This window comes from Ruegeria sp. AO1 (assembly GCF_056535985.1).
On the sequence record NZ_JBQFJC010000001.1, the window covers coordinates 1,430,649 to 1,453,847 of the forward strand.

The window sequence follows — 23,199 nt, forward strand, 5'->3', positions numbered from 1 at the left end:
TCGGTTTCTTGTATGTACTCTTGGTGAATCTATAGTAGTATTTCCTTGTAAATTAACGCAAATCATTCATATGGTCGCGTTCAAGAGGATAAAATGCAAGGATTTGCAGAAGAATTCAGTCACGCTCTCTCTCTCATCCTCAATGGGGATGCAGAGCTGTGGGCGATTGTCTTCCTGTCTCTGAAAGTATCCGTTTTCGCGGTGCTGATCTCGGCGCTGATCGGGATGCCCGTTGGGGCAGCGCTGGCCGTGGCGCGCTTTCCCGGTCGCCGAGCGGTGATCGTGCTGATGAATGCGCTGATGGGGTTTCCGCCGGTGGTGGTCGGCCTGCTGGTTTATCTGATGCTGTCCCGTTCGGGACCTTTGGGAGTGTTGGAGCTGCTCTATACGCCCACCGCCATGATCATCGCGCAGGTGGTTTTGGTCACGCCCATCGTCGCCGCGCTGACCCGGCAAGTAGTTGAGATGTTGGCCGAGGAATACTCGGAACAACTCCGTTCACTTGGGGTGTCGCGTCTGGCCTCGGTTCCGGTGTTGTTGTGGGATGCGCGCTTGGCTTTGATTACTGCGCTTTTGGCCGGGTTTGGACGGGCCATTGCCGAGGTGGGCGCCGTGATCATCGTGGGCGGCAACATCAATCACGTCACGCGGGTCATGACGACGACAATTGCGCTCGAGACCTCGAAAGGGAATCTGGCTTTAGCGCTGGCGCTGGGGGCGATCCTGATCGGGATCGCGGTGGCTGTGAACGCCATGGTCAGCGCCGCCAGCCTCCGCGCCGAACGAGAGGGGTTGCGCCATGCGTGATCTGACTTTTGAGATGACACAGTCCCTGCAGGTCCGTGACTTGGTCATCCGGCGCAATGGGCAGGCCTTGTTGGATGTGGCTGATCTAACGCTGGACGGGCCGGGGCCAACACTGTTGCTGGGGCCAAACGGCGCGGGCAAAAGCCTGCTCTTGCGGTGTCTGCACGGGTTAATCTCACCCGATCAGGGTCAGGTTGTTCAAGATGGCACTCCGCTGAATACCTCTCATACAACGCGGCAGGCGATGGTGTTCCAGCAGCCCGTTCTTCTGCGCCGATCGGTGTCCGCCAATCTGGATTTCGTGCTAAAACAGCAGGGGCTCGCGCGTCGCGCGCGCAAACTTCGGATTGCCGAGCTGTTGGCCGAAGGTGGCCTAGAGGGCAAAGCCCGGCAGCCCGCGCGGTTTTTGTCGGGCGGGGAGGCGCAACGGCTGGCGATCCTGCGGGCTTTGGCGATGACTCCTGAGACCCTGTTTCTGGATGAGCCGACCAGCGCACTGGACCCAAGCGCTGTGCAGATGATTGAGCGCATGATCCTGCGAGCCTCGGCGCGTGGAGTGCGGCTCGTCATGGTGACACATGATATCGGACAAGCGCGGCGATTGGCTGCGGATATTGTGATGATGCAGGGCGGGCGTGTGGTGGAACACGGACCTGCCAAACAGGTTCTGGATGCCCCTGAAAGCGAGGCTTCACGTCGCTATCTCTCGGGTGCATTGGTTACATAACAAAAACATTGGAGCATGTGATGAGACGGGCAATTTTGCGCGCGGCGGCGCTTGGGCTTGGGATGATGGCTGGCATAGCCACAGCGGAAGAGCCGTTTATCGTGGTGCAATCCACCACCTCGACCCAGAATTCGGGGTTGCTGGACTATCTGTTGCCGGGCTTTGAGGCGGAAAGTGGTATTGATGTCCGCGTCGTGGCCGTTGGCACCGGTCAGGCCATTCGCAATGCGGTGAATGGCGATGGGGATGTGCTTCTGGTTCACTCCAAGCCTGCGGAAGAGAAGTTTGTTGCGGATGGTTGGGGCGTTGAGCGTTTGGACCTGATGTATAATGACTTCGTTCTGGTCGGGCCAAAATCGGACCCGGCGAGCGTCAAAGGAGGGGCGGATATTCTCTCCGCGCTTTCTGCCATCGAGGCGGCAGAGGCCGTTTTCGCCTCGCGCGGGGATGACAGCGGAACTCATAAGGCCGAGATGAGCCACTGGGCGGATGCCGGTTTGGATCCGACAAGCGCGTCGGGCGAATGGTATCGCGAGACCGGTTCCGGCATGGGGGCCACGTTGAACATCGCCAGCGGCATGGGGGCTTATACGCTGACCGACCGGGCGACATGGCTTTCCTTTGGAAATAGAGGGGATCTTGAGATTCTGGTCGAGGGCGATCCGCGATTGTTCAACCAATATGGTGTGATCCTGGTGAATCCCGAGCGGCATCCGAAAACGCGCGCCAATGCGGGGCAGAGGTTCATTGATTGGCTGACAGGGCCGGACGGTCAGGCGGCGATTGCGGATTTCCGGCTGGAAGGGCAGCAGGTGTTTTTCCCAAATGCGCAGTAGATCGTTCTGCGGTAAACGTATTCTTGAAAAGGGGGAGGGTTAACCACTGGCGCCGTTGTGGTGGACCTGGCCCAAGCCGGTCAGGTCGTACCCTCCAAACTCTGACGCGCGGGTTTGGAACTGATCCGAGCGTATGAAGCGCAGCAGTTTCTGCATCGGTTCGTCGAAATAGGCCCGCCGCCAGATTGCCAGATCCAGCCGCTCTGAGTGGGTTGGCACGAAGTGCAGGTTGTAGAGGCTGGCCAACGCGCCCAGACCAAACCCGGCCTCGGCTTTGTTGTCGTGTAGGGTTATGGCCAGTTCTTCCTCGGTGCGGGCGCAGGTAGGCAGAGGGGTCAGGTCGTCTCGGGTCAGGCCGTGGGTTGTGAGCTCGGCATCGAACAGACGTTGGCTGGCGGCGCTGTTTTGGCGCAGGACGACGCGGCGACCTCTTAGGTCGGAAAAACCTGCAATGTCTGATGTCTCCGGAGACAGCAAAAGCCCGCGTTGTCGCTGCGCAATCTCGATCAGGACCACAGAGGCCTCGCCCAAAGCATCGCGCAGGGATTTGGTGTTGAAGCCACCGTCCTCATGGATATGCAGCGCCGCTGCCTGCGCGCTGCGACTGCCAAGGCGGTTCAACCCATCGAATGAGCCGTCGTAATACGTCGCAAGGCCAGATCCGCTCTCCCGCAGTGCCCAGTCCAGCAGTGGATCATGGCTACCGGCAACGATCGGAGGTAGGGGCGGTTCCGCCACCTGCGGGCCCGAACGCGAGGCGTTGAGCCATGCAATCACCTCGGACCGGGGGAACAGCAGCTTGCCCATGGCGCGGACACAGGGCACCTCACCCGAGGAGGCGAGGTCGTAAGCTTTCCGCTCGCCGATCCGCAACAGGTAGGCCAGCTCTTTCGTCGTCAGGTATTCGGACATTCAGTCGAGGCGCACAGCAGGGCCAGAGGTCGCCTGTTCCGCGCTAAAGCCGATCTGATTCAGGGCAAAAGGGGCGGCAACAGTGATGACGACCATTGCAGTTGCGGCGGCAAGAAAGGCTTTCATCGTTTCCTCCGGTTCAGTTCGGATCGACCGTTGCGCGGCGCAAAAAGGTGATCAGGTCGTCCCGGTCCTGTTCTTGCGTGATCCGCTGCATCGGCATCTTTGATCCTGGAATGTAGTGATCCGGCCCCTCATCGAAAAGGGCATTTATCGTCTCGTCATTCCAAATGATATCAGAGTCTTGCAGCGTTTCCGAGTAGAAATAACCAGGCAGGGTTCCAGCTTGCCGCCCGAACACTTCATAAAGCGTTGGTCCAGCGCGGCGTTGCCCGTCCGGTGTCAGGCTGTGACAGATCGAGCATTTTCGGGCGAATTGCCGTTCGCCGTTGCTCATCTGGTCGGGGTCTTTCAAAAAGCTGGGCTCAGACGCAGCCATCTGCTCCTGATCCCGCAGTGCGGCGACGGGCCAGCTATACATGGCCTCATCAATTCCACCCGCGTGGATGTTCTGGCCGTCAGCCGAGAACGCCAGCGCCCAGACTGGCCCCCGCAGCGTGGCGCGAAAATCTTGGGCGATGCGCCAGTCCACCGTGTCGATCACCATGATATAACCTTCACCATCGCCAACGGCCAACAGACTGCGATCGGGGCTGAGGGCCAGCGCCAGAATGGGGCGTCGGTCCAGGGTGAAATCCCTCTCTTCATCCGTGCTGAGGTCGCGGATACGGGTCCCGCCATCCACAGCGCCATAGGCGATCCAGCCGTCTTGTTCGTTCAGGGCAAGCTCATTGATGCCAAAGCCATGTTCAACCACGCGCCGGGTTTCCTGACCGCTGGCCACGTCCCATTCGCGTAGGCTGCCATCTACACCCGCCGAGAACAGCCGGGTTCCATCCTGTGAAAACACCACCGCGTTCACACCGCCACCAGTCGGGCCCAGCATTTGTGGCGCCCAGCCGTCCACCGGCCACAACCCTATCGTGCCGTCCCAACTGGCTGTGGCGACATGGGTTTTTGAGGCCGCAAGACCCACGATTTTACCTTTGTGCTGGCCCACGACCTCGCCGCCCGGCCAGCGGCGTAGGGTGAAGTCGTCTCCGGCGGAGTAGATGGCAGTACCGTTGAAGACGACGGAGTTGACGGCGGCTTCATGGCCCTCCAACCATTCGGGCATTTGATCCGACCACAGGCCAACCGAGTTGTCAAAACTGGCCGTGGCGATCCGCCCGTCAGGTGCCGTTGCGATGCCCATGATTGGCCCGCCATGGCCCTTGAGCGTAAAGAACTCGGACCATGCGGGCAGGGGGATCAGGGCCAGCGCGACGGCGAGCCAGCGCATCTATTCAGCGGGAGAGGCCGCTGCTTTGCCCGCCTCTTTTTCCTGCACCTCTTCCAGCCACAGCGAGTGATGCTCACGCGCCCACTGCTCTTCAACCTCGCCGGTACCCATGGCGTCAAACGCGCCCTCCATCCCGACCGAGCCGAGGTAAATATGGGCGATGATGATGGCGATGAAGACATAGGCCACCATGACGTGCCAGACCTGTGCGTATTGCATTTCCTCCTGCGGCGACATCTGGACGGGCAGGCTCAGGCCAAGTGCTTGTGGAATGCCGGTGGAGTTGGCGATCGAGAAGGTCTTGGCAAACATCGGCAGTTCGAACGGGAACAGCAGCGACAGGCCGGACAGGCTGATCGAGATACCCAGCAGAATACAGGCCCAGAAGATGATTTTCTGACCTGCGTTGAATTTCTTGGCGGGCGGGTGGCTTCCTTTTGTGAACAATCCCCCTCCGGCGGCCAGCCATTTCAGGTCGGTTTTGTTGGGGACGTTATGGGCGATCCAGTTCACGGTGACGATGATCAAGCCCAGCATGAAGGCCCAGGCGAGGTTGTTGTGCAGCCATTTGCAGCCCTGTGCAATGGTGGCGAATCCTTCCTTGCCGAAGATCGGGATCAGGAAGTCGCGGCCATAAAGCGTCAGCAGGCCGGTGATACCGAGGATCAGGAACGAGCCGGCAAACAGCCAGTGCCCGAACCGTTCGAAACTGTTGAAGCGTAGAACCGTGCGGCCTGTCTTTTCCCCATCAATGCGGATTTTCCCGCGGATCAGGAAGAACAGCAGGATGACGGCTGCCATTCCAGCAATGATGTAGCTGCCGTATTCACGCAGTGGACCCGTTCGGAAGTTCCACCACCACATGCCGCCATCCTGAATCAGGACACCAGCTGCAGGCCCTTGAGACGACACCGTTGTATCGGCCGAGCCGAAACGAATAGCCCGATATACGTCGCTATCCGAGGCAACGCCGCTTGTTCCGAATTGGCCCAGCAGTCCCTCGACGTTACCCTGACCGGTGTTTTCCGAGCGATAGGCGTTGTCCACTTTCTCGCCCCGCTGTCGCGCCAGAATATCTTCGAGCGTCGTGGCACCGCCGGTCGACGCGCGTTCATCCGCGACGGGGGCCTCGGTATTGGTGCTTTGGGCAAGGGCGAACTGCGTCAGCCCAATTGTGAACAGAAGGGCGAAAATGAGACGGAACATCTGGACCTCGGTCAAAATTCCAATGCAGGTGACCCACATTTGCGGGTCACCTGTTTCTTATTTAGACGGATTATCCGTCTTTCTGGTCGTAGGCGGTGCCCCAACCCCACGCGCCCGAGCCAAACCCGCGCGCGACGACACGCTCGCGGTAGATGGCCGAGACGACGTCGCCGTCACCGGCGAGCAGGGCCTTGGTGGAGCACATCTCGGCGCAGATGGGCAGTTTGCCCTCGGCGATCCGGTTGCGACCATATTTGGCGAACTCTGCAGTCGAGTGCGTTTCTTCGGGACCACCGGCGCAGAAGGTACATTTGTCCATCTTGCCACGCGATCCGAAGTTGCCCGCCTGCGGGTATTGCGGCGCGCCGAAGGGGCACGCGTAGAAGCAATAGCCGCAGCCAATGCACAGGTCCTTGGAGTGCAGGACGACGCCTTCTTCGTTCTGATAGAAGCAGTCGACCGGGCACACCGCCATGCAAGGCGCATCCGAACAATGCATACAGGCCACCGAGATCGAGCGTTCGCCCGGGTTGCCGTCATTGATCGTTACCACCCTGCGGCGGTTGATGCCCCATGGCACCTCGTGTTCGTTCTTACACGCGGTGACACAGGCGTTGCACTCGATACAGCGTTCAGCGTCGCAGAGAAATTTTGCTCTTGCTGCCATTTTTCTCTTCTCCTCCTTACGCTGACCAGATCTTGCAGAGAGTCGCTTTGGTCTCCTGCATCTGGGTCACTGAATCATAGCCATAGGTCTGGGCAGTGTTGGTACTTTCACCCAGCACATAGGGATCGGCTCCTTTGGGATATTTCTCCCTAAGGTCCTCGCCCTGGAAATGGCCGCCAAAGTGGAATGGCATGAAGGCCACGCCGGCACCGACCCTGTTGGTCAGCATCGCCATCACCTTGACCTTGCCGCCCTCAGGACCTTCGACCCAGACCTGCGATCCGTCCCGAATACCAAGGTTGTTGGCATCGCGCGGATTGATCTCGACGAACATGTCCTGCTGGAGCTCGGCCAGCCACGGGTTAGACCGTGTCTCATCGCCACCGCCTTCATATTCGACCAGACGACCTGACGTGAGGATTATCGGGTAATCCTTTGAAAAGTCGTTCTTTTGGATCGAAGCATAAAGGGTGGGCAGACGATAGGCCTGACGGTCCTCGTAGGTTGGATAGTCCTCCACGAGATCGCGCCGGTTCGTGTAGAGCGGCTCGCGGTGAAGTGGGATCGGATCCGGGAAGGTCCAGACGACCGCGCGGGCTTTGGCGTTCCCGAAGGGCGCACAGCCATGAGCGATCGCGACCCGCTGGATGCCGCCGCTAAGGTCGGTCTTCCAGTTGGTCTCTGGCCCCGCAACGGCGTCGATTGCCGCGCGTTCCTCAGCCGTTAGGTCTCCATCCCAGCCAAGGTCCATCAGCATCTGCATCGTGAATTCGGGATAACCGTCCTGAATTTCTGATCCGACGCTATAGACCCCTTCGGCCAGCAGGTTGTCACCATCGCGTTCCACCCCGAAACGGGCGCGGAAGGTCAGGCCGCCTTCGGCCACCGGTTTGGACATGTCATAGAGGTTTGGAGTCCCCGTATGACCCATCTCAGGCGTTCCCCAGCAAGGCCAGGGCAGACCATAATACTCACCGTCGTTGGGTCCACCAATGGCTTGCAGCGTGGTTCTGTCGAACGTGTGCTGGTTGGCCATGTGGCTTTTGAGACGTTCCGGCGACTGACCGGTATAGCCGATGGTCCAGAGGCCCGAGTTGAACTCACGCGTGATGCTTTCAACATTCGGGGTTTCCGGGTCGTCCATCTCGATGTTGCGGAACAGACGATCCGCCCAGCCGAACTTGTTGGCGAACTTGGCCATGATGACCTCGTCCGGCAAGCTTTCGAACAGGGGATCCACCACCTTGTCGCGCCACTGAAGCGAGCGGTTCGAGGCCGTGACCGAGCCACGGGTTTCGAACTGGGTACAGGCTGGCAACAGGTATACGCCATCAGTGCGGTCCTGCAGAACGGCCGAGACGGTGGGGTACGGGTCGATCACGACCAGCATGTCCAGCTTCTCCATCGCCGTCTTCATTTCCGTCATCCGGGTCTGCGAGTTGGGCGCGTGGCCCCACAGGACCATGGCGCGGACGTTGTTGTCCTGATCCATGTTGGCAGGGTCTTCCAGAACACCGTCGATCCAGCGGGAGACCGGGATGCCGCGCTCGTTCTGGAGCGGTTTATCCTTGCCTTCCTTGTCCTTGATCGTGGCGAACTGGCCGGCCAGCCATTCGGGATCTTCACCCCAGACACGGGCCCAGTGACCCCACGCCCCTTTCGACAGGCCATAGTAGCCGGGCAGGGTGTGGGACAGAACGCCAAGGTCCGTCGCACCTTGCACGTTGTCATGGCCGCGGAAGATGTTGGTGCCACCACCCGTTGTGCCCATGTTGCCAAGCGCCAGCTGAAGCACACAGTAGGCGCGTGTGTTGTTGTTGCCATTGGTGTGCTGAGTGCCACCCATGCACCATACAACGGTGCCGGGACGGTTGTTCACCATAGTCCGGGCGACGCGGCGCAGCTGCGAGCCGGGTGTACCGGTGACGCGCTCGACCTCATCCGGGGTCCACTTGGCAACCTCTTCCTTGATCTGGTCCATACCCCAGACACGGGTGCGGATGAACTCTTTGTCTTCCCAACCGTTGTCGAAGATGTGCCACAGGATACCCCAGACCAATGCGACGTCGGTGCCGGGACGGAAGCGGACATATTCATCCGCATGCGCCGCGGTGCGCGTAAAGCGCGGGTCGCAGACGATCAGAGGCGCGTTGTTCTGCTCTTTCGCACGCAGGATATGCAGCAGCGAGACGGGGTGCGCCTCGGCCGGGTTACCACCGATGATAAAGATGGCCCGGCTGTTGTGCATGTCGTTATACGAGTTGGTCATGGCGCCGTAGCCCCATGTGTTCGCAACGCCAGCAACAGTGGTCGAGTGGCAGATACGGGCCTGATGGTCCACGTTGTTCGTGCCCCAGTAGGCGGCGAACTTGCGGAACAGATAGGCCTGTTCGTTGTTGTGCTTCGCAGAACCCAGCCAGTACACACTGTCCGGCCCGGATTCTTGACGGATGTTCATCATGCCGTCGCCGATCTCGTTGATCGCCTCATCCCAGCTGATGCGCTTCCACTCTCCGCCTTCTTTTTTCATCGGATATTTCAGGCGGCGTTCGCCATGGGCGTGTTCGCGGACAGCGGCCCCCTTGGCGCAGTGTGCACCTAGGTTGAACGGGCTGTCCCAGCCTGGTTCCTGACCGACCCAGACACCGTTTTGCACTTCGGCAACAACTGTACAGCCGACCGAGCAGTGAGTGCAGACGGATTTGATATTCTCAACGGCTTGGTTTGCCGCTGTCTGGGCACTGGCTTGCGTCACGGTTCCACCCGTGGCGCTGATCGCGGCAAGGCCGCCGATCGTCAGGCCCGAGCCACGCAGGAACGCGCGGCGATCGACGGTTTTCTCGCCGACCTGGGACAGGATACTTGTCCGCTGGGGGCGTCTCGCAACCCCGTTGGTCTTTTTCCTAAGCATTGTTTTCCTCCCTTGCGCGCCGTGTCAGTCACGGCTGGCTTGGTACTTCGCGAACCGACATCAGGGCCAATCGCAACCGTCCGTCGGGTAGATGACATCGTCCGGCGGCTAGGCCGGGCGCAGTCGAGGCGGCTTAGAAGCGCGCGCTTTCCAAATACGCGCGGGTATGCGCGGTGTCCTGCATGCGGGTCTCGTCCGTCGGCAGCTCGGCTGCTTCGGCTTGACCGCTCAGGCTGGCGGCGGCGACGGCAGCGGGCGCTGCGGTTCCGGCCAGTTTGAGGAAGTCGCGGCGGGTTGCGCCTTCTTCCTTGGTCTTGCTCATGGGTGTCTCCTCTCCCATTTGCGATCTAGCGCCAACTCGGGCGCTGGTGAGTGGCGGGTTATGCCGCCGTCATTCGGAAGGCCTCACGCTCGATCTCCATGAACACCCGGCCGGCCGTCCCGACCGAGGCATAGAGAACCGAAGCTTCGGCAGCTTCCAAATCCGAATAGAAATGTGCGGCCCAAGGGCCGATATGTTTGTTCCAGAACGCTTTTTGATCGTCGAGCGAGGCCGCGGTTCCAAACCGGCCCACGATCATACCCGCCATAATCTCCATCAGCGAGGCGATGTTATCTTCGGGCTCGAACACGTTCGTGGCGCGTGTGATGCCGCGTACGGCCATATCATTGCGCAACTGAGCCAGCGGTTTTTCGTTCAGGAACCCGGTCAGGTAAAAGCTGGCATAGGGCAACAGCTCGCCACGGCCCAACCCGATGAACAGCGCGTTGAACTCGCGTTCTGCTGCGGCGGGTTTGGTCACCTTGGCCACCCGTGCCATAGCTTGAATGGCTTGGCCCAGATCGGTGTCATCGCCGCTTAGTCCGGCCATCTGATCCAACAGCAATTGATCCGGCGGGCCAGCCAGCAGCAGGCCCAGGAAGTTGTAGAAATCCGCGCGCAGCCGATCCTCGGCCGAGATATCCATGTGTTGCGCGTTGCTTGCGGTCATCCGTTATCCTTCAAATTCAAATCTCATGCGGCGCGGGGCCGGGGTATATGGCTCGTCCTCAGGCTCTTCCGCTGCTGCCAGAGCCATCGGTTCCGGGGCTGGTTCAGGTTCGGCGAGCGCGGCGGGTTCTTCTTCCTCGACAGGCTCGGGGGCGTCGATTTCAGGCTCATCCTCTTCGGCTGCCAAAGCCTCGATATGCGCCAACATCCCTTTGCCGACCTGATAAGCGGTCTGGAGGTTTTCGATCACGCAGGCAGCATCTGTGTAGTCTTCGCCGTAGTCGACCAGCCCGTCCACGTTGGCCAAAACCGGGTTCAGCCGCCACAGCCGACGCAAGGCGCGGCGGCGTAAGCGGTCGGGGACTGCCTTGGCCATGAAGCCCGACACATCATCGCCAGCTTGCAACTGATCGGGGTCGGGCAGATTGAACTCGGCCAGAATTTCGGCGTCACTCTTTTCTTCCAACTCGGCCTGTTGCACCGCAATGGTTTGTTGTTCCGCCGCGATCGCTTCGGCCTCGGTTTCGGCCTGAACGGCTGCCTTGCGGCGGGACCAGAAATCGCGGGGTTGGGTCATTGCAGCACCTTCCTCGGTGCGCGGTAGACGTCCGAGGTCTGCCGAATACGCGCATCCCCCTTGCCGTCCTCCACAAGGTCCGTCCGTTTCTTGTCACGACGGCGTTTGATGAAAACCTCATCGCGGTGGTGTTCCAAGGTGAAATCCCGAACCCAAGCGATCAGGCCTTCGGTCATCGGGATTTTCTCAACAATCTCTTCGCCAGTATCCGCGTAATCCTGCCCCTCGAACGGAGAGGCGGTGATCAGCGCCGCTTCCATCGGGCGGTTGCCGTCCAGATCGTTGCGCAGAACCAGATAGACGGATGGCCGACCATCGGAGAGGTTGACCATGTAAGCTTCGGTCTCATCGGCCCAGAGGGTCAGGGGCAGGGTGGCGGCGTGGTATTCCACCGCATCACCTTCGCGCCGAAGCTCGACCCAATCAGCAGGGCCTGCACCGGGCAGCAAGGCAACCGCGCGCCAGTTCCACTTCGCCCAGCGAGTTACCCCGGGTGTCTTGCGCACGATGACGCCAACAGGCATTTCAATACGGCTTGCGGCCTTGGCCACTGGCTCCTCCCCGTAAGGCTCTCCCCTGCCTTACCCTAAGTCTACTATGGTACACATAGGGCGGCTCTGCCAAGTCTCAATCGCGTGAAAAACCTCTTGTACGACTAAAGTTTAACAAGTGAAATTCCGAGCGTTTGTATCAGGAAAAACAGGCGCTCCCAAAGAATTTATGTGCGATCCTTGGTGTTTGATAAAGACTGGATTGCCAGCCGAGCGATACCATCTAAGGTAACAAGTCAGAAAGCTGTCCGGGGGAGGGACATGGCCACCAAACTTATTCTATGTAACTGCGAAGGCTCGCAACGGGTGGATGCCGACCGTATCGGCACGGCCGCCGAGCTGGAGTGCAGCAAAACGCACACCGCCCTTTGCACGCGAGAGCTGGGTGTTGTTGCTGACTTTATGAAGGGGGAAGACCAACTACTGATTGCCTGCGGGCAAGAGCAGGAAGTGTTCCGCGATCTGGCCGAAGATCTTGAGGTTAAATCACCTGCCTTTGTCGATCTGAGGGACCGCGCAGGCTGGTCTGACCAATCCGGTGACGCGGCCCCGAAGATGGCAGCCCTGGCGGCTGAAGCGTTGGTGCCCATGCCCATCTCGCCCAGTGTTGATGTAGTCAGCGAGGGGACCTCTTGCATCGTCGGCCCGGCCGAGGTCGCCTTCGATCTGGCCGAGCGTTTGTCGACCACGCTGGCGGTGACCGTTGTGACGGGTGATGAGACTTCGCCCACTAGCCGCAGCTTTGATGTTGTACGTGGGCAAGTTCGCTCGGTTTCGGGTGCATTGGGTGGGTTTGCCCTGCGGATTGACAGGTTGCAGCAAATTGCCCCGGGTGGTCGTGGGGCGTTCGGATGGACCGATCCGCGCGACGGAGCGCAGTCGGCCTGCGACATCCTGATTGATGTGACCGGAGACACGCCGCTGGTTCAAGCCCCGGCCAAGCGAGAGGGTTATCTGCGGGCTGACCCGCGCGACCCTCTGGCTGTCTCCAAACTGGCGTTTGATGCAGCACAGCTGGTTGGGACGTTTGAAAAACCCCTCTATGTGCGTCTTGAGGAAACTCTGTGCGCCCATTCGCGGGCCGAACAGGTGGCCTGTACCAATTGCCTCGATATATGCCCGACCGGAGCCATCACACCCGCCGGAGAGCATGTCGCCATTGACCCTATGATCTGCGCAGGCTGTGGGGCTTGCGCTGCGCTGTGCCCTTCGACCGCGATCACCTATGAAGACCCGCCCGTGTCGGCGGTGCTGTCGCGGATGCATGTCCTTGCCCGGACTTATCGCCGGGCCGGAGGCTCCGCACCGCGTCTGCTGGTGCATGACGCACACGGCGCCGAGATGATCCGCCTTGCCGCGCGGTTCGGACTTGGTCTTCCTGCCGATGTCATTCCGATGGAGTTGAGTGTCATTTCAGGCTTTGGCCATGCCGAAATGCTGGCCGCTTTGGCCCACGGCTTTGCACGGGTCGACATCCTTCTGGCCCCCACGACGGAGCGGGATGCGCTGGACCGCGAGCTGGAGCTTGCAAAGGCGATCGCGCCGGACGCAGGGCTTGGACTGATTTATGAGGCCGACCCGGATGCGATGAGCGATCTGCTCTATGCGCAAGAGGTACCGGCGGCACTGACCGAACCGGTTCTGCCGTTGGGCAACCGCAGGCAAATCGCCCGGTTGGCAGCGCAGGCTCTGAACCCTAAGGCCGAGGAGCCTCTGGCTTTGCCCCAAGGCGCACCCTATGGGGCCGTCGCTGTGGATACGGATGCGTGTACGTTGTGCCTCAGCTGTGTGTCGCTCTGCCCATCAGGGGCCTTGATCGACAATCCGGACAAACCTCAGCTGAACTTCCAGCAGGACGCCTGCCTTCAATGCGGTCTGTGCCGAAACATCTGCCCCGAGGATGCCATTGCGCTGGTCCCACAACTGGACCTGAGCGATGCCGCGTTGTCTCAGCAAGTGTTGAATGAGGAAGAGCCCTTTGCCTGTGTCGAATGCGGTGCCCCGTTCGGTGTGAAGTCAACGGTCGAGCGGGTCATGGAGAAGCTGTCGGGGACACACCCGATGTTTACCTCGTCCGAGCAGGCGCGGATGATCCAGATGTGCGACAATTGCCGGGTGGGCGCGCAGTTCAACATGCAGGACAATCCGTTCCAGTCCAAGCCACGGCCCAAGGTTGTGACGACGGATGACTATTTCTCAAAACGGAAGGATCATTGATGCTGCAGCGGCGCGCCGAGATCCGCTGCGCTGATGACCGAGACAAAGGCCAGAATGGCGTCCAGATCGTCCAGCGTCATCTCAACAGGGTGTATCGGCGACGGACGCGAGGGATCGAAGGGGGGCGTCAAGCCTTCGATCTGAGTAAAGGCCGGGTGGGGGTTCAGCGCGAAGAAGGCCTGAAACCTCTCGTCCCAATCGGGCAATGTGCGCAACACGGCGAAAGAGGGGGTCGAACCAAGCCCATTCATGCGGTTCTGCGGGCCGATCACGTGGCAGCGGCCACAATGGGTCATCGAAAGCTCCGCACCCAATGCGGTATTGCCGTCGATGACTTCGGAGGCCTCGGTACTGGCAACCTCAAAACTGGCACTAAAGGGCGGGCCTTGATCCGGGGCAAAGCTTTCGATCGTGCGCTTGCCGATATCCGACAGCAGCCAGTCACGAAACCGCTCCTGTTTCGGGTCGTCTTGAATGCGCAAGTGATAGACGATCTCGCCGCGTGCAAAGACCGGATCGCCCTCGGCACCGCTATTCAACGACATAACGCCCTCAGCATCGCTGACGACCCGTATCCCGGTCTTGAGTGAAAAGCGCGGAAGAATATGTTGCAAAAGGCCCGAGTTCGAAACTTCGGTCGGGCTGGCCAAGCCAATCGCGTCTTGCGCCCCGGAAGGGGTGGCGGAGAGCGTCAGGCTGAGGCACAAAAGGAAAAAGCGCATGCCCAAGCCTAATCGCCAAAGGGCAAATGCGTCAAATGAACGAAAAGAGACGGAGACACATGCAATGAAAAGCAACCATGCGATGGGGCAGGTTATGAGGATGATGGCATGAGTGTCCGTGATGCGGTTCTTGCAAACTTGAAAAAGATCACTGACCCGGTTTCCGGACAGGATATCGTCAGCGCGGGCGTTGTTCGCGCCCTGAATGTCGAAGGCGATACCGTGCGCTTCGTGCTCGAGATCGACCCCAAACAGGCCGAGCGGATGGAGCCGGTGCGCGCCGCCGCTGAGCAGGCCGCGCAGATGGTCGAGGGTGTTTCGAAAGTGTCGGCTATGTTGACCGCGCATTCCGATAAGGCTCCGCCGGATCTGAAGCCGAAACCAAAGCCCTCTCAGACCGGTCCGCAGGCTGTGCCCGGCGTTGATCGGATTATTGCCGTTGCTTCGGGTAAGGGTGGGGTCGGCAAATCGACCGTATCCGCAAACCTCGCCTGTGCCTTGGCTGCCGAGGGGCGACGTGTCGGGCTGTTGGACGCGGATGTCTACGGGCCGTCACAGCCTCGGATGCTCGGTGTCTCGGGACGTCCGGCGAGCCCGGATGGCAAGACGATCCTGCCTCTGCGCAATCACGGCGTGACCATGATGTCGATGGGCCTGATGACCAACGAAGGGCAGGCGGTCGTTTGGCGTGGCCCGATGCTGATGGGTGCGTTGCAGCAGATGATGAACCAGGTCCAATGGGGCGCGTTGGATGTGCTTATCGTTGACCTGCCGCCTGGCACTGGTGACGTGCAACTGACGCTCAGCCAGAAGTTCCAGGTGGATGGGGCTATCGTTGTCTCAACCCCGCAGGACGTGGCGCTGATCGATGCCCGCAAGGGGATCGACATGTTCAACCAGCTCAAGACGCCGATCTTCGGTATGATCGAAAACATGTCGACCCATATCTGTTCCAACTGCGGGCATGAGGAGCATATCTTTGGTCATGGCGGTGTCGCCTCCGAGGCCGAGGCTCTAGATGTGCCGCTCTTGGGTGAAATCCCGCTGCATTTGGATATCCGGTTGGCCGCGGACGGGGGTGCGCCCATCGTGGTCAGCAAGCCCGACAGCCCACAGGCCGACGCGTTCCGCAAGATCGCGCGCGACCTGATCGCCAAAGGCAACGCATGAGCGAGCCGGTCTTTCCCCCCTTGCTAACAGGTCACCCCGCCAAGGGTGGGGAAGACCCGTTCGAAAAGGCCCAGGCCATGGCGGCGCTGGGCTGCGATTCCGGTTCGGTCGTGTACAATATTCAGGCCGATCGCCTGCGTGCGGCCATCGTATTTGCACCCGAGGTCGCCTTGCAGGACGCCATGGCGATGCTGCCGCTCTGTGCTGTCGGGTTTCAGAACGCACTAGGCGCCTTGGCACCGCCAGAAGTGGCGGTGCATCTGGGTTGGGATGGCCTGATCTGCGTGAACGGTGCGAAATGCGGGCAGTTCCATGTTGCCGCGTCGACCAGCGATCCCGATCAGTTACCCGACTGGCTGGTCGTCGGGTGGGAGTTGGTACTCCTGCAAACCAGCGACGCGCCCGGCCATACGCCGGACGTCACCGCGCTTTATGATGAGGGCTGCGCCGAGGTTTCGGCAACCCAACTGGTGGAAAGCTGGTCGCGTCATATGCTGACATGGCTCAACCGCTGGTCCGAGGACGGCAACGCGCCGCTACACGGCGAATGGTTGGGTCTTCTGCGCGGCGTCGGAGAACCGATCGCGGGGCAGGGCGTGTTCCTTGGCACGGATGAGCGGTTCGGCATGTTGATCCGCGACAAGGATGAGACCCACCTGCGACCGCTCACAAACCTATTGGAGGCGACCTGATGAAACTGGCCCGCGCGATACATTTCGACGAAAGCGACATGAACGTGTTCCACTCGCCCGCGCGCACGGGGGAATGGTGTATCTCGGGCGGGTTTGAGTTTTCGAACTGGGGGCAGGGAGACTTGGAAGGCAAGGCCCGTCAGGCCTTTGCCAATGGCTGGCTGGGGTTAGAGACCTTCGGGCGTGTGACCTTTGTGGCCGTCACCCAGATCGAACCGGCTGAAAAGGAGCAGATCGTTGAATATCTGGCTGAGCATTTCGTGAAATTCTACGGTGCACCATCGGTCGAGGCCGCGATGGGCGTGGCGCAAGCGGAGATAGATCATATGTCCGAGCTATGCGACGAACACCCTGCCAATACGCTATTGACCGTTGCGCGTGAATTGACCGAAAGCGGCGTGCACGAAGCGTTCCGCGTGATCACCCCGCAAGAAACGCAGCTCGAGGCGCTGGCGGTTCATGGCTCGCTTGACGACTGAGGATCGTCAGATAAGGTCGACGAATCCGCCGAACTGACCGCGTTTGAAGATCAGGCCCTGACCCGTGCGGTACATGACCTGATCCACATGGCCAACCATGATCAGGTGGTCGCCCGCTTCGTGGCAGGCATGCAGATGGCAGTCAAACCGCGCGAGGCAATCGGCCAGTTGCGGCCGGCCCATATCATCTGCGCTCCAGTCTGCGTGAGAGAAGTCTTCTCCGTCGCGCGCAAACCGCAGGCTTTGGTCCTGCTGCTCTTGTGCCATGACATGGATGGAATAGTGCTGGCAGTCCGAAAACGCCCCGAACCGGTTGGATTCCTTGGCCAAACACCACAGGACCAGCGGTGGGTCCAGTGAAACCGAGGTGAAGGAGTTCACGGTGATCGCGCGCGGCCCAAGTGCCGTCTGTGTTGTGACGACCGTTACACCAGTCCCGAAACACCCCAGCGCTTCACGAAACGCGGTGCTTTGATCAGGGGTTGGGATAAAAGTCTTCTCGGTCATTGCACATCTGTTCTCTGCCCGATCGTCAGGTGCCATGACCGTTCCGTATTGTCCATGGTAACTTTGGTTCATCACGTTGAAAAACTAGGTCAGTTCAGGTCCTTCAACAAGCGACCATGTTTGCGGGTCTCGGTGATGATTGCGCCGAAGGTGGTGATATCCCGCGCTTTCAGCATGGGTAGCATCCGCACAAGCGCCTCAGCCGTGGCCACCGCATCCCCTAGCGCCGTGTGACGGAGCGCTTCGGGAATTTCTACGTCTAGACGGTCACATAGCGCGTCCAGTGTATGCGTCTCGCTGGCGCCAAACAGGACAGCAGACAGAAGCACAGTGTCCAGAATTGGGTGGTCCCATTCAACACCCATCCGCTTGGCGTGACGGCGCAGGAATGCCATGTCGAATGGCGCATTGTGGGCAACAATCACCGCGTCCCGAGCGAATTGGTGAAAGATGCGGCCAGCCTCGCCAATGTCGGGCGCGCCTTGTACCATCTGGTCGCTGACCTTGTGAACCTTGGTTGAGGCCGCTGGGATTGGGATACCGGGATTGACCAACATGTCGATCCGCTCGCCCTCGACGATGCGACCTTTCACGACCCGGACAGCGCCGATCTGGACGATCTCATCCTTGTGCGGCAACAGGCCGGTGGTTTCGGTGTCGAAGACCACAAAGCACAGATCTTCAATCGTTTGGGCCTCGAAGCTACCCGAAGCCGACATGTTCAACAGATCGAAATCATAGACTAGTGGGCGCGCCGCGTCCGGGGCGATCTGCGCCGCGCTGTCGTCGAAGATCAGCATGTATCCGGGCGCATCTCCCAGTGGTTTTACGCGCGCGGCGTAAGTCTGCGCTCCGTCGATGCTGGTCAACGTGCAGGTGACGTCCTGACCGGTTTTGACCAGTTTCGAATAGGCGGCATACAGCGCGTCTGGTTGTAGATAGTCCTCAAGCGCGGCGTTCAGGCGCGGATGTGCGATCTGGGCCAGAACCTCGGCCGCTTGCGCATCATAGAGGACGATTTTGTGGTTGGGGCTGGCGAGCAACATCGCAACTGGAATCTCGGTCAACAGGGCGGTGAGCCTGTTCTTTTCGGCGGCCAGTTGGGCGGTCTCGGATGCGACAGCCTCGGCTACGCTGAGCGTCTTGTGCGATAGCTGATCCGCTAGCCCAGCCGCGGCCGGGGCAAGGTCGCCCAAGTATTTCGCCGTTTGGACATCCATGTTGCTGCTGACCCCGGCATGCGCGCGCGCGCGCAATTCGGCTGACAGACGCTCAATCGGTTTTGCCACGTTGTCGTCAAACAGCAACCAGACCCCGGCGATCAGGGCCAACAGCCCAAAGGCAATCACGATCCCGGCAAAAAGGAACGGGTCGAAAAGGGCGGGGTTGCCCTCGCGGGCATAGCTGAACCAAAGCGCCAGAGCGCTGACCGCCAGCCCACCAGCCGCTAACAGGCAGAAGAACAGAAAGATTCTCAGACGCAGACTCAACTTGGTCAGCATGATCAGACTCCGCAGGTGGCCTCGATGATCGGATCGCCGGTCCCGGCTTTGATCCAGTCGGCATTCAGAACGCGGCCATCGTCGCCAAACTCGGCCCCGTCGGCCAGATTGGCCCGCAGGTTTTCGGCGCAGTTTACGACCACAGGGACCTTCGAGACCGGTGCCCAGCGGCCAAAGAAATAGAGCTCGACCAGCCGTTCATCCGGCACTTGTTCGTTCTTGCGCACCGAGTCGGTGTCGATGGCCGCGAATCTGTCCACGAAAGGCACGGCATAGGTCCAAGGGCGGTAAATCGCGCGGCTTTCGACCTCTTGGATGATGCTGACAGTGTCGGGCAGCGTTTCACGAGTGCGGTCGTACCACGAGTATTCGCTGGCGATCGTCATCCCGATCATACCCAGCCCTGCTGCAACCGGCGTGGCCCACCGGGGCAACCGTCCGCCGGTCAGCTTGTTTAGCACCAGCACGATCCCGGCAAAGGCAAAGCCCGCAAATATCGTACCGATCAATTCCAGAAACATTGGTCTTCTCCACCCTTCGGGCGTTCCTTGCCCAGTCTTTTCAATTCAAATACGGTCGCCGAGGGCGATCCTGTTCTCTCGTTTCTAACCCAGCATTCCCTTGCCATGACCAACAGCGGATTGCATGGTTTTCACAACCACAAACGCGTCCCTCAGGTGGCTGCGCTCAAAGTCCGACAGGTTTGTAGGTGGCAGGTAATTGTCGGGTTTTTCCCCGGATTTGACCAGTGCGACCTGATGTTCCAGCCGGGTTTCCGCAATCAGATCATAGGCATCCAGCAAATCACGCGCACCTGACGGGCTTAGGACTCCTGCGGCCTCGGCGGCTTTCAGGCGGGCGCGGGTATTGGCCTCGGGCAGTTTGCCCTGCAGGCTGTAAATCCGCGCCAGATCAACAACCGGAACCACGCCGTTATGTTTCAGATCCAGCGTATTGCGATGCTCGGCCGAGCGGATGGTGGCAAACCCACGCAACAGCCCCAAAGGCGGGGTGTGTTTCAGCGAATTCGAGATCATATGCGCGACGAAAATCGAATTCGCATTGGCTGCGTTCAGCGTGTCGGCCTGAAGATCGGCAAACAGCTCGAACGAGCCGCCGATAGGACGCAGGTCAAACATAACCGAGGCCAACATCTGCGCTTCGGGATTTGGTTTTGCGATCCACCCCTTGAAATAGTCGCGCCAGACATGCAGCGGCTGACACCAGCGCGGATTGGTCGCCATCATGTCACCGGGGCAGTAGAAATAGCCGCAGGTATCCAGCCCGTCCGAGACATGTTTGGCCAGTTGCGTGAAATAGGCCATGTCATCTTCGGTCACCGCATCGTCCAGTATCAGGCAGTTGTCCTGATCGGACACACCTGTCTGCTCCTGTCGTCCTTGCGATCCGCAGGCCAGCCACAGGTATGGCACCGGCGGCGGCCCCAGTTTGGCTTCAGCAAGACTCAGCAGCCGACGCGTGGCAGTGTCGGCGATATCCGTGATCAGCCGTGTTACGATTTCATGCCGGTTGCCACCCGCAACCAGCTGCACCAGCAGCTGTGGGATTTCTGCCGTGAACTTGGCCATTTCCTCGGCAGTGTCGGCATGGGCAATTCGGCGAACAAGCTCTGCCGAGTTCACGGCCTGATAATGGGTCAGGTCTGTCTGAGTGACGACCCCGACTAGACGTCCGCCCTCGCAAATCGGGATGTGGCCGATCCCGCGCTCCATCATGACGTGCAGCACATCGGACCCGATGTCAGATGGCGATAGGGTGGTTGGGTTCGGCGTCATAATCTGTGAGATTGGAGTATCCGTGGGCATCGCATCGGCAACAAACTTGCCTGAGATGTCACGCAAGGTGGCGATGCCTACCAGATCGTCGGCCTCTGTTACGCATAGCGATGAAATCCCTTTTTCGCGCATCAGGCGCGCGGCGTCGCGCACAGTCGTGGCCGGAGGGCAGGTGGCCGGATTGTGTGCCATCAGGACGTCAATGGCACTGGTCGCCAAACTCTGCGGACCGCTGCGGCCTCCGCGAGAGCGATCGAAGAATTTCGAGACCACATCATGGTTGTCGATCAACTCTCGTACCAGTTCAGGTGGAAGTACGATCAGCACAGATGGGGTATGGGCGCGTGCCTTGGTCGCGGCTTTGCCGTCTTTAAGCAGTCCGCGTTCTCCAAAGGAATTGCGCAATCCCAGATGCGAAACGACCTCGTCGTTCTCATCCGTGATTTCAACCTGTCCTTCATAGATCACGAATACGCCGGGCAGTTTGTGGCCCAGATCGTAAACAGGGTAATCCTCATCTACCTCCCAGACCTCGATCTGCTTGGCGACCTCATCCAGCACGTCGGCGGGCAGGGCGTCATAGGGATGTACGGATTCCAGAAACCGGGTGATCTGGTCATGGGACAGGGGCATCTAAATACTCCGTGGAACAAAAATCCCGCCCGGTGGTGTGCCGGACGGGAGTAGTGGATCGAAAGACGCGGCCAATGGCAAGAACCTCAGGCCGCATCAAGCTCATTTGTTCTGAGCTGCGCCCGCACCACGGGGAATGCGTACGCTTTCGACCAGATCTTTGATCTCCTGCGGAGTCTCTTTGGTCATGCCGGCAACAACATACGCAACTGCGAAGTTGATCATTGCACCGATGGCGCCGAACGAGGTCGACTTGATCGGACCCAGAAGCGGATCAGCATCGGTGAACGAGTTGGTGCCTGGAATGAACAACCAGCCCTTGTGCAGGAAGATATAGACCAGAGTGACAACCAGACCAGCCAGCATACCAGCAACCGCGCCGGTGTTGTTGATGCGGGTCGAGAAGATCCCCATCATCAGCGCCGGGAAGATCGAGGCAGCCGCCAGACCGAAGGCCAAGGCCACAGTTTGTGCCGCAAAGCCCGGTGGGTTCAGACCCAGATAGGTTGCAACCAGGATGGCTACGGCCATTGCGATACGCGCGGCCAGCAGTTCACCTTTTTCCGAGATCTGCGGATTGATCGCACCTTTGACAAGGTCGTGGGACACCGCCGACGAGATCGCCAGCAACAGGCCCGCAGCGGTCGACAGAGCAGCCGCAAGACCACCTGCAGCGACCAGACCGATCACCCAACCCGGCAGGTTGGCGATTTCGGGGTTGGCCAGAACCAGGATGTCACGGTTGAACTTGGTCAGCTCGTTTCCGACCCAGCCTTTTTCTTCCGCGATAGCAGTCATCGCTTCGGACTTGTCGTTGTAGTACTGGATCTTGCCGTCGCCGTTCTTGTCTTCCCAATCCAGAAGACCGGTTTTCTGCCACGTCTGCATCCAGTCATAGCGCGGATCGTTGTCAATTTCCTCGACTGAGACAGCGCCACCTTCGATGCCACCGTTGGGCCACATCATGTCGGTGATGTTCAGACGGGCCATTGCGCCAACCGCGGGGGCGGTCAGGTACAGCAGCGCGATGAAGACCAGTGTCCAACCAGCCGACCAACGTGCGTCAGACACTTTGGGAACGGTGAAGAAGCGCATGATGACGTGCGGCAGACCCGCAGTACCGATCATCAGCGACAGCGTGAACAGAACCATGTTCAGCGTGTTCGAGTGGTGAGCCGTGTATTCGTTGAAGCCCAGCTCGGTCACGATGGCGTCCAGCTTGGTCAGCAGAGGCTCACCGCTTGCGGTGTCGCCGAACAGACCCAGTGCAGGGATCGGAGTGCCGGTCAGCTGCAGCGAGATGAAGATCGCCGGGATGGTGTAGGCTGTGATCAGCACGCAGTACTGAGCAACCTGGGTGTAGGTCACACCCTTCATCCCGCCAAACACCGCGTATGCAAACACGACACAGGCACCGATCAGCAGACCGGAAGTGTTCGAAACCTCAAGGAAGCGGCCAAAGGCCACACCAACGCCGGTCATCTGACCGATAACGTAGGTCACCGATGCAACGATCAGACAGATCACGGCAACGACGCGTGCAGTCTGGCTGTAGAAACGGTCGCCGATGAATTCCGAGACGGTGTATTTGCCGAACTTACGCAGGTAAGGAGCAAGCAGCAGAGCCAGCAGCACGTAGCCACCGGTCCAACCCATCAGGAAGGTCGAGTTGTCATAGCCGGTAAAGGCGATGAGGCCCGCCATCGAGATGAACGAGGCCGCAGACATCCAGTCCGCCGCTGTCGCCATACCGTTGGTGACCGGGTGAACGCCGCGACCGGCAGCGTAGAATTCAGATGTGGAACCCGCACGGGCCCAGATCGCGATGCCGATGTATAGCGCGAAGGATGCGCCAACAAACAGCAGGTTGATGGTAAACTGATCCATTGTCCCC

23 protein-coding genes are annotated in these 23,199 nt (G+C 59.8%); 7 read left to right on the forward strand and 16 right to left on the reverse strand.

Annotated features, from left to right (window positions below; all coding sequences use genetic code 11):
• Positions 1-93: 93 nt before the first annotated feature.
• Genes ACR3FB_RS07075 through ACR3FB_RS07085 form a run of 3 tightly spaced genes read left to right on the forward strand, consistent with a single transcriptional unit; the run spans position 94 to position 2,370 of the window.
• Positions 94-807: an ABC transporter permease gene (locus ACR3FB_RS07075; RefSeq protein ID WP_480565384.1), complete on the forward strand. Its 714-nt coding sequence runs from the start codon at positions 94-96 to the stop codon at positions 805-807.
• A complete protein-coding gene (locus tag ACR3FB_RS07080) occupies positions 800-1,534 on the forward strand; it encodes an ATP-binding cassette domain-containing protein (RefSeq protein ID WP_480565385.1) in 735 nt (244 codons plus the stop codon). Before ACR3FB_RS07075 ends, ACR3FB_RS07080 begins: the two co-directional genes overlap by 8 nt.
• Positions 1,535-1,554: 20 nt before the next feature.
• Complete coding sequence (locus ACR3FB_RS07085; protein ID WP_480565387.1) at positions 1,555-2,370, forward strand: ABC transporter substrate-binding protein; 816 nt, start codon at positions 1,555-1,557, stop codon at positions 2,368-2,370.
• Between the two features lie 39 nt (positions 2,371-2,409).
• Here ACR3FB_RS07085 and ACR3FB_RS07090 read toward each other — a convergent pair whose 3' ends face one another.
• The 10 genes from ACR3FB_RS07090 to ACR3FB_RS07135 form a co-directional block, all read right to left on the reverse strand.
• Positions 2,410-3,282, reverse strand: coding sequence for a substrate-binding domain-containing protein (locus ACR3FB_RS07090; protein WP_480565389.1), 873 nt, complete (start codon positions 3,280-3,282; stop codon positions 2,410-2,412).
• Entirely contained in the window at positions 3,283-3,408 is a 126-nt protein-coding gene (locus tag ACR3FB_RS07095) for a hypothetical protein (RefSeq protein WP_256439764.1), read from the reverse strand.
• Positions 3,409-3,421: 13 nt separating this feature from the next.
• Positions 3,422-4,684: a c-type cytochrome gene (locus tag ACR3FB_RS07100; protein ID WP_480565391.1), complete on the reverse strand. Its 1,263-nt coding sequence runs from the start codon at positions 4,682-4,684 to the stop codon at positions 3,422-3,424.
• Positions 4,685-5,890 (reverse strand): formate dehydrogenase subunit gamma, encoded by a 1,206-nt coding sequence (locus ACR3FB_RS07105; protein ID WP_480565393.1) that lies wholly within the window; start codon positions 5,888-5,890, stop codon positions 4,685-4,687.
• 70 nt (positions 5,891-5,960) lie between these two features.
• Positions 5,961-6,557 (reverse strand): formate dehydrogenase FDH3 subunit beta, encoded by a 597-nt coding sequence (gene fdh3B / locus ACR3FB_RS07110; protein ID WP_170376582.1) that lies wholly within the window; start codon positions 6,555-6,557, stop codon positions 5,961-5,963.
• Positions 6,558-6,573: 16 nt separating this feature from the next.
• Complete coding sequence (locus tag ACR3FB_RS07115; RefSeq protein WP_170376584.1) at positions 6,574-9,468, reverse strand: formate dehydrogenase subunit alpha; 2,895 nt, start codon at positions 9,466-9,468, stop codon at positions 6,574-6,576.
• Between the two features lie 133 nt (positions 9,469-9,601).
• Entirely contained in the window at positions 9,602-9,790 is a 189-nt protein-coding gene (locus ACR3FB_RS07120; RefSeq protein ID WP_170376587.1) for a ubiquinol-cytochrome c reductase iron-sulfur subunit N-terminal domain-containing protein, read from the reverse strand.
• A gap of 58 nt (positions 9,791-9,848) precedes the next feature.
• Positions 9,849-10,460 carry a TorD/DmsD family molecular chaperone gene (locus ACR3FB_RS07125; protein WP_480565395.1) on the reverse strand — a complete coding sequence of 204 codons (612 nt, stop codon included), beginning with the start codon at positions 10,458-10,460 and terminating at the stop codon, positions 9,849-9,851.
• A 3-nt stretch (positions 10,461-10,463) separates the two neighbouring features.
• Positions 10,464-11,036 (reverse strand): DUF3306 domain-containing protein, encoded by a 573-nt coding sequence (locus ACR3FB_RS07130; protein ID WP_480565397.1) that lies wholly within the window; start codon positions 11,034-11,036, stop codon positions 10,464-10,466.
• Positions 11,033-11,587 (reverse strand): DUF3305 domain-containing protein, encoded by a 555-nt coding sequence (locus tag ACR3FB_RS07135; protein ID WP_480565399.1) that lies wholly within the window; start codon positions 11,585-11,587, stop codon positions 11,033-11,035. The genes ACR3FB_RS07130 and ACR3FB_RS07135 overlap by 4 nt, the downstream gene beginning before the upstream one ends.
• A 261-nt stretch (positions 11,588-11,848) precedes the next feature.
• On the opposite strand from ACR3FB_RS07135, the gene ACR3FB_RS07140 reads away from it, so the two are divergent.
• On the forward strand, positions 11,849-13,804 hold the full coding sequence (locus ACR3FB_RS07140; RefSeq protein ID WP_480565401.1) for a 4Fe-4S binding protein: 1,956 nt from the start codon (positions 11,849-11,851) through the stop codon (positions 13,802-13,804).
• Here ACR3FB_RS07140 and ACR3FB_RS07145 read toward each other — a convergent pair.
• Positions 13,798-14,526, reverse strand: a complete 729-nt coding sequence (locus tag ACR3FB_RS07145) for a c-type cytochrome (protein WP_480565403.1) — start codon at positions 14,524-14,526, stop codon at positions 13,798-13,800. The genes ACR3FB_RS07140 and ACR3FB_RS07145 overlap by 7 nt on opposite strands.
• A gap of 108 nt (positions 14,527-14,634) precedes the next feature.
• Here ACR3FB_RS07145 and ACR3FB_RS07150 point away from each other — a divergent pair, with 108 nt between their 5' ends.
• Genes ACR3FB_RS07150 through ACR3FB_RS07160 form a run of 3 tightly spaced genes read left to right on the forward strand, consistent with a single transcriptional unit; the run spans position 14,635 to position 16,867 of the window.
• Complete coding sequence (locus tag ACR3FB_RS07150) at positions 14,635-15,696, forward strand: Mrp/NBP35 family ATP-binding protein (protein ID WP_480565405.1); 1,062 nt, start codon at positions 14,635-14,637, stop codon at positions 15,694-15,696.
• On the forward strand, positions 15,693-16,388 hold the full coding sequence (locus ACR3FB_RS07155) for a biotin/lipoate--protein ligase family protein (protein ID WP_480524449.1): 696 nt from the start codon (positions 15,693-15,695) through the stop codon (positions 16,386-16,388). The genes ACR3FB_RS07150 and ACR3FB_RS07155 overlap by 4 nt, the downstream gene beginning before the upstream one ends.
• Positions 16,388-16,867, forward strand: coding sequence for a DUF6505 family protein (locus tag ACR3FB_RS07160; RefSeq protein ID WP_170376609.1), 480 nt, complete (start codon positions 16,388-16,390; stop codon positions 16,865-16,867). The genes ACR3FB_RS07155 and ACR3FB_RS07160 overlap by 1 nt, the downstream gene beginning before the upstream one ends.
• A 6-nt stretch (positions 16,868-16,873) precedes the next feature.
• Here ACR3FB_RS07160 and ACR3FB_RS07165 read toward each other — a convergent pair whose 3' ends face one another.
• The 5 genes from ACR3FB_RS07165 to ACR3FB_RS07185 form a co-directional block, all read right to left on the reverse strand.
• Positions 16,874-17,374, reverse strand: a complete 501-nt coding sequence (locus ACR3FB_RS07165; protein WP_170376612.1) for a flavin reductase family protein — start codon at positions 17,372-17,374, stop codon at positions 16,874-16,876.
• 89 nt (positions 17,375-17,463) lie between these two features.
• Positions 17,464-18,876: a 3'-5' exonuclease gene (locus tag ACR3FB_RS07170; RefSeq protein WP_480565407.1), complete on the reverse strand. Its 1,413-nt coding sequence runs from the start codon at positions 18,874-18,876 to the stop codon at positions 17,464-17,466.
• A gap of 2 nt (positions 18,877-18,878) precedes the next feature.
• A complete protein-coding gene (locus ACR3FB_RS07175; RefSeq protein ID WP_170677713.1) occupies positions 18,879-19,397 on the reverse strand; it encodes a hypothetical protein in 519 nt (172 codons plus the stop codon).
• A gap of 84 nt (positions 19,398-19,481) precedes the next feature.
• On the reverse strand, positions 19,482-21,305 hold the full coding sequence (locus tag ACR3FB_RS07180) for a DUF294 nucleotidyltransferase-like domain-containing protein (protein ID WP_480565409.1): 1,824 nt from the start codon (positions 21,303-21,305) through the stop codon (positions 19,482-19,484).
• Between the two features lie 102 nt (positions 21,306-21,407).
• Positions 21,408-23,192, reverse strand: coding sequence for a sodium:solute symporter family protein (locus ACR3FB_RS07185; protein ID WP_170551306.1), 1,785 nt, complete (start codon positions 23,190-23,192; stop codon positions 21,408-21,410).
• Positions 23,193-23,199 lie beyond the last annotated feature (7 nt).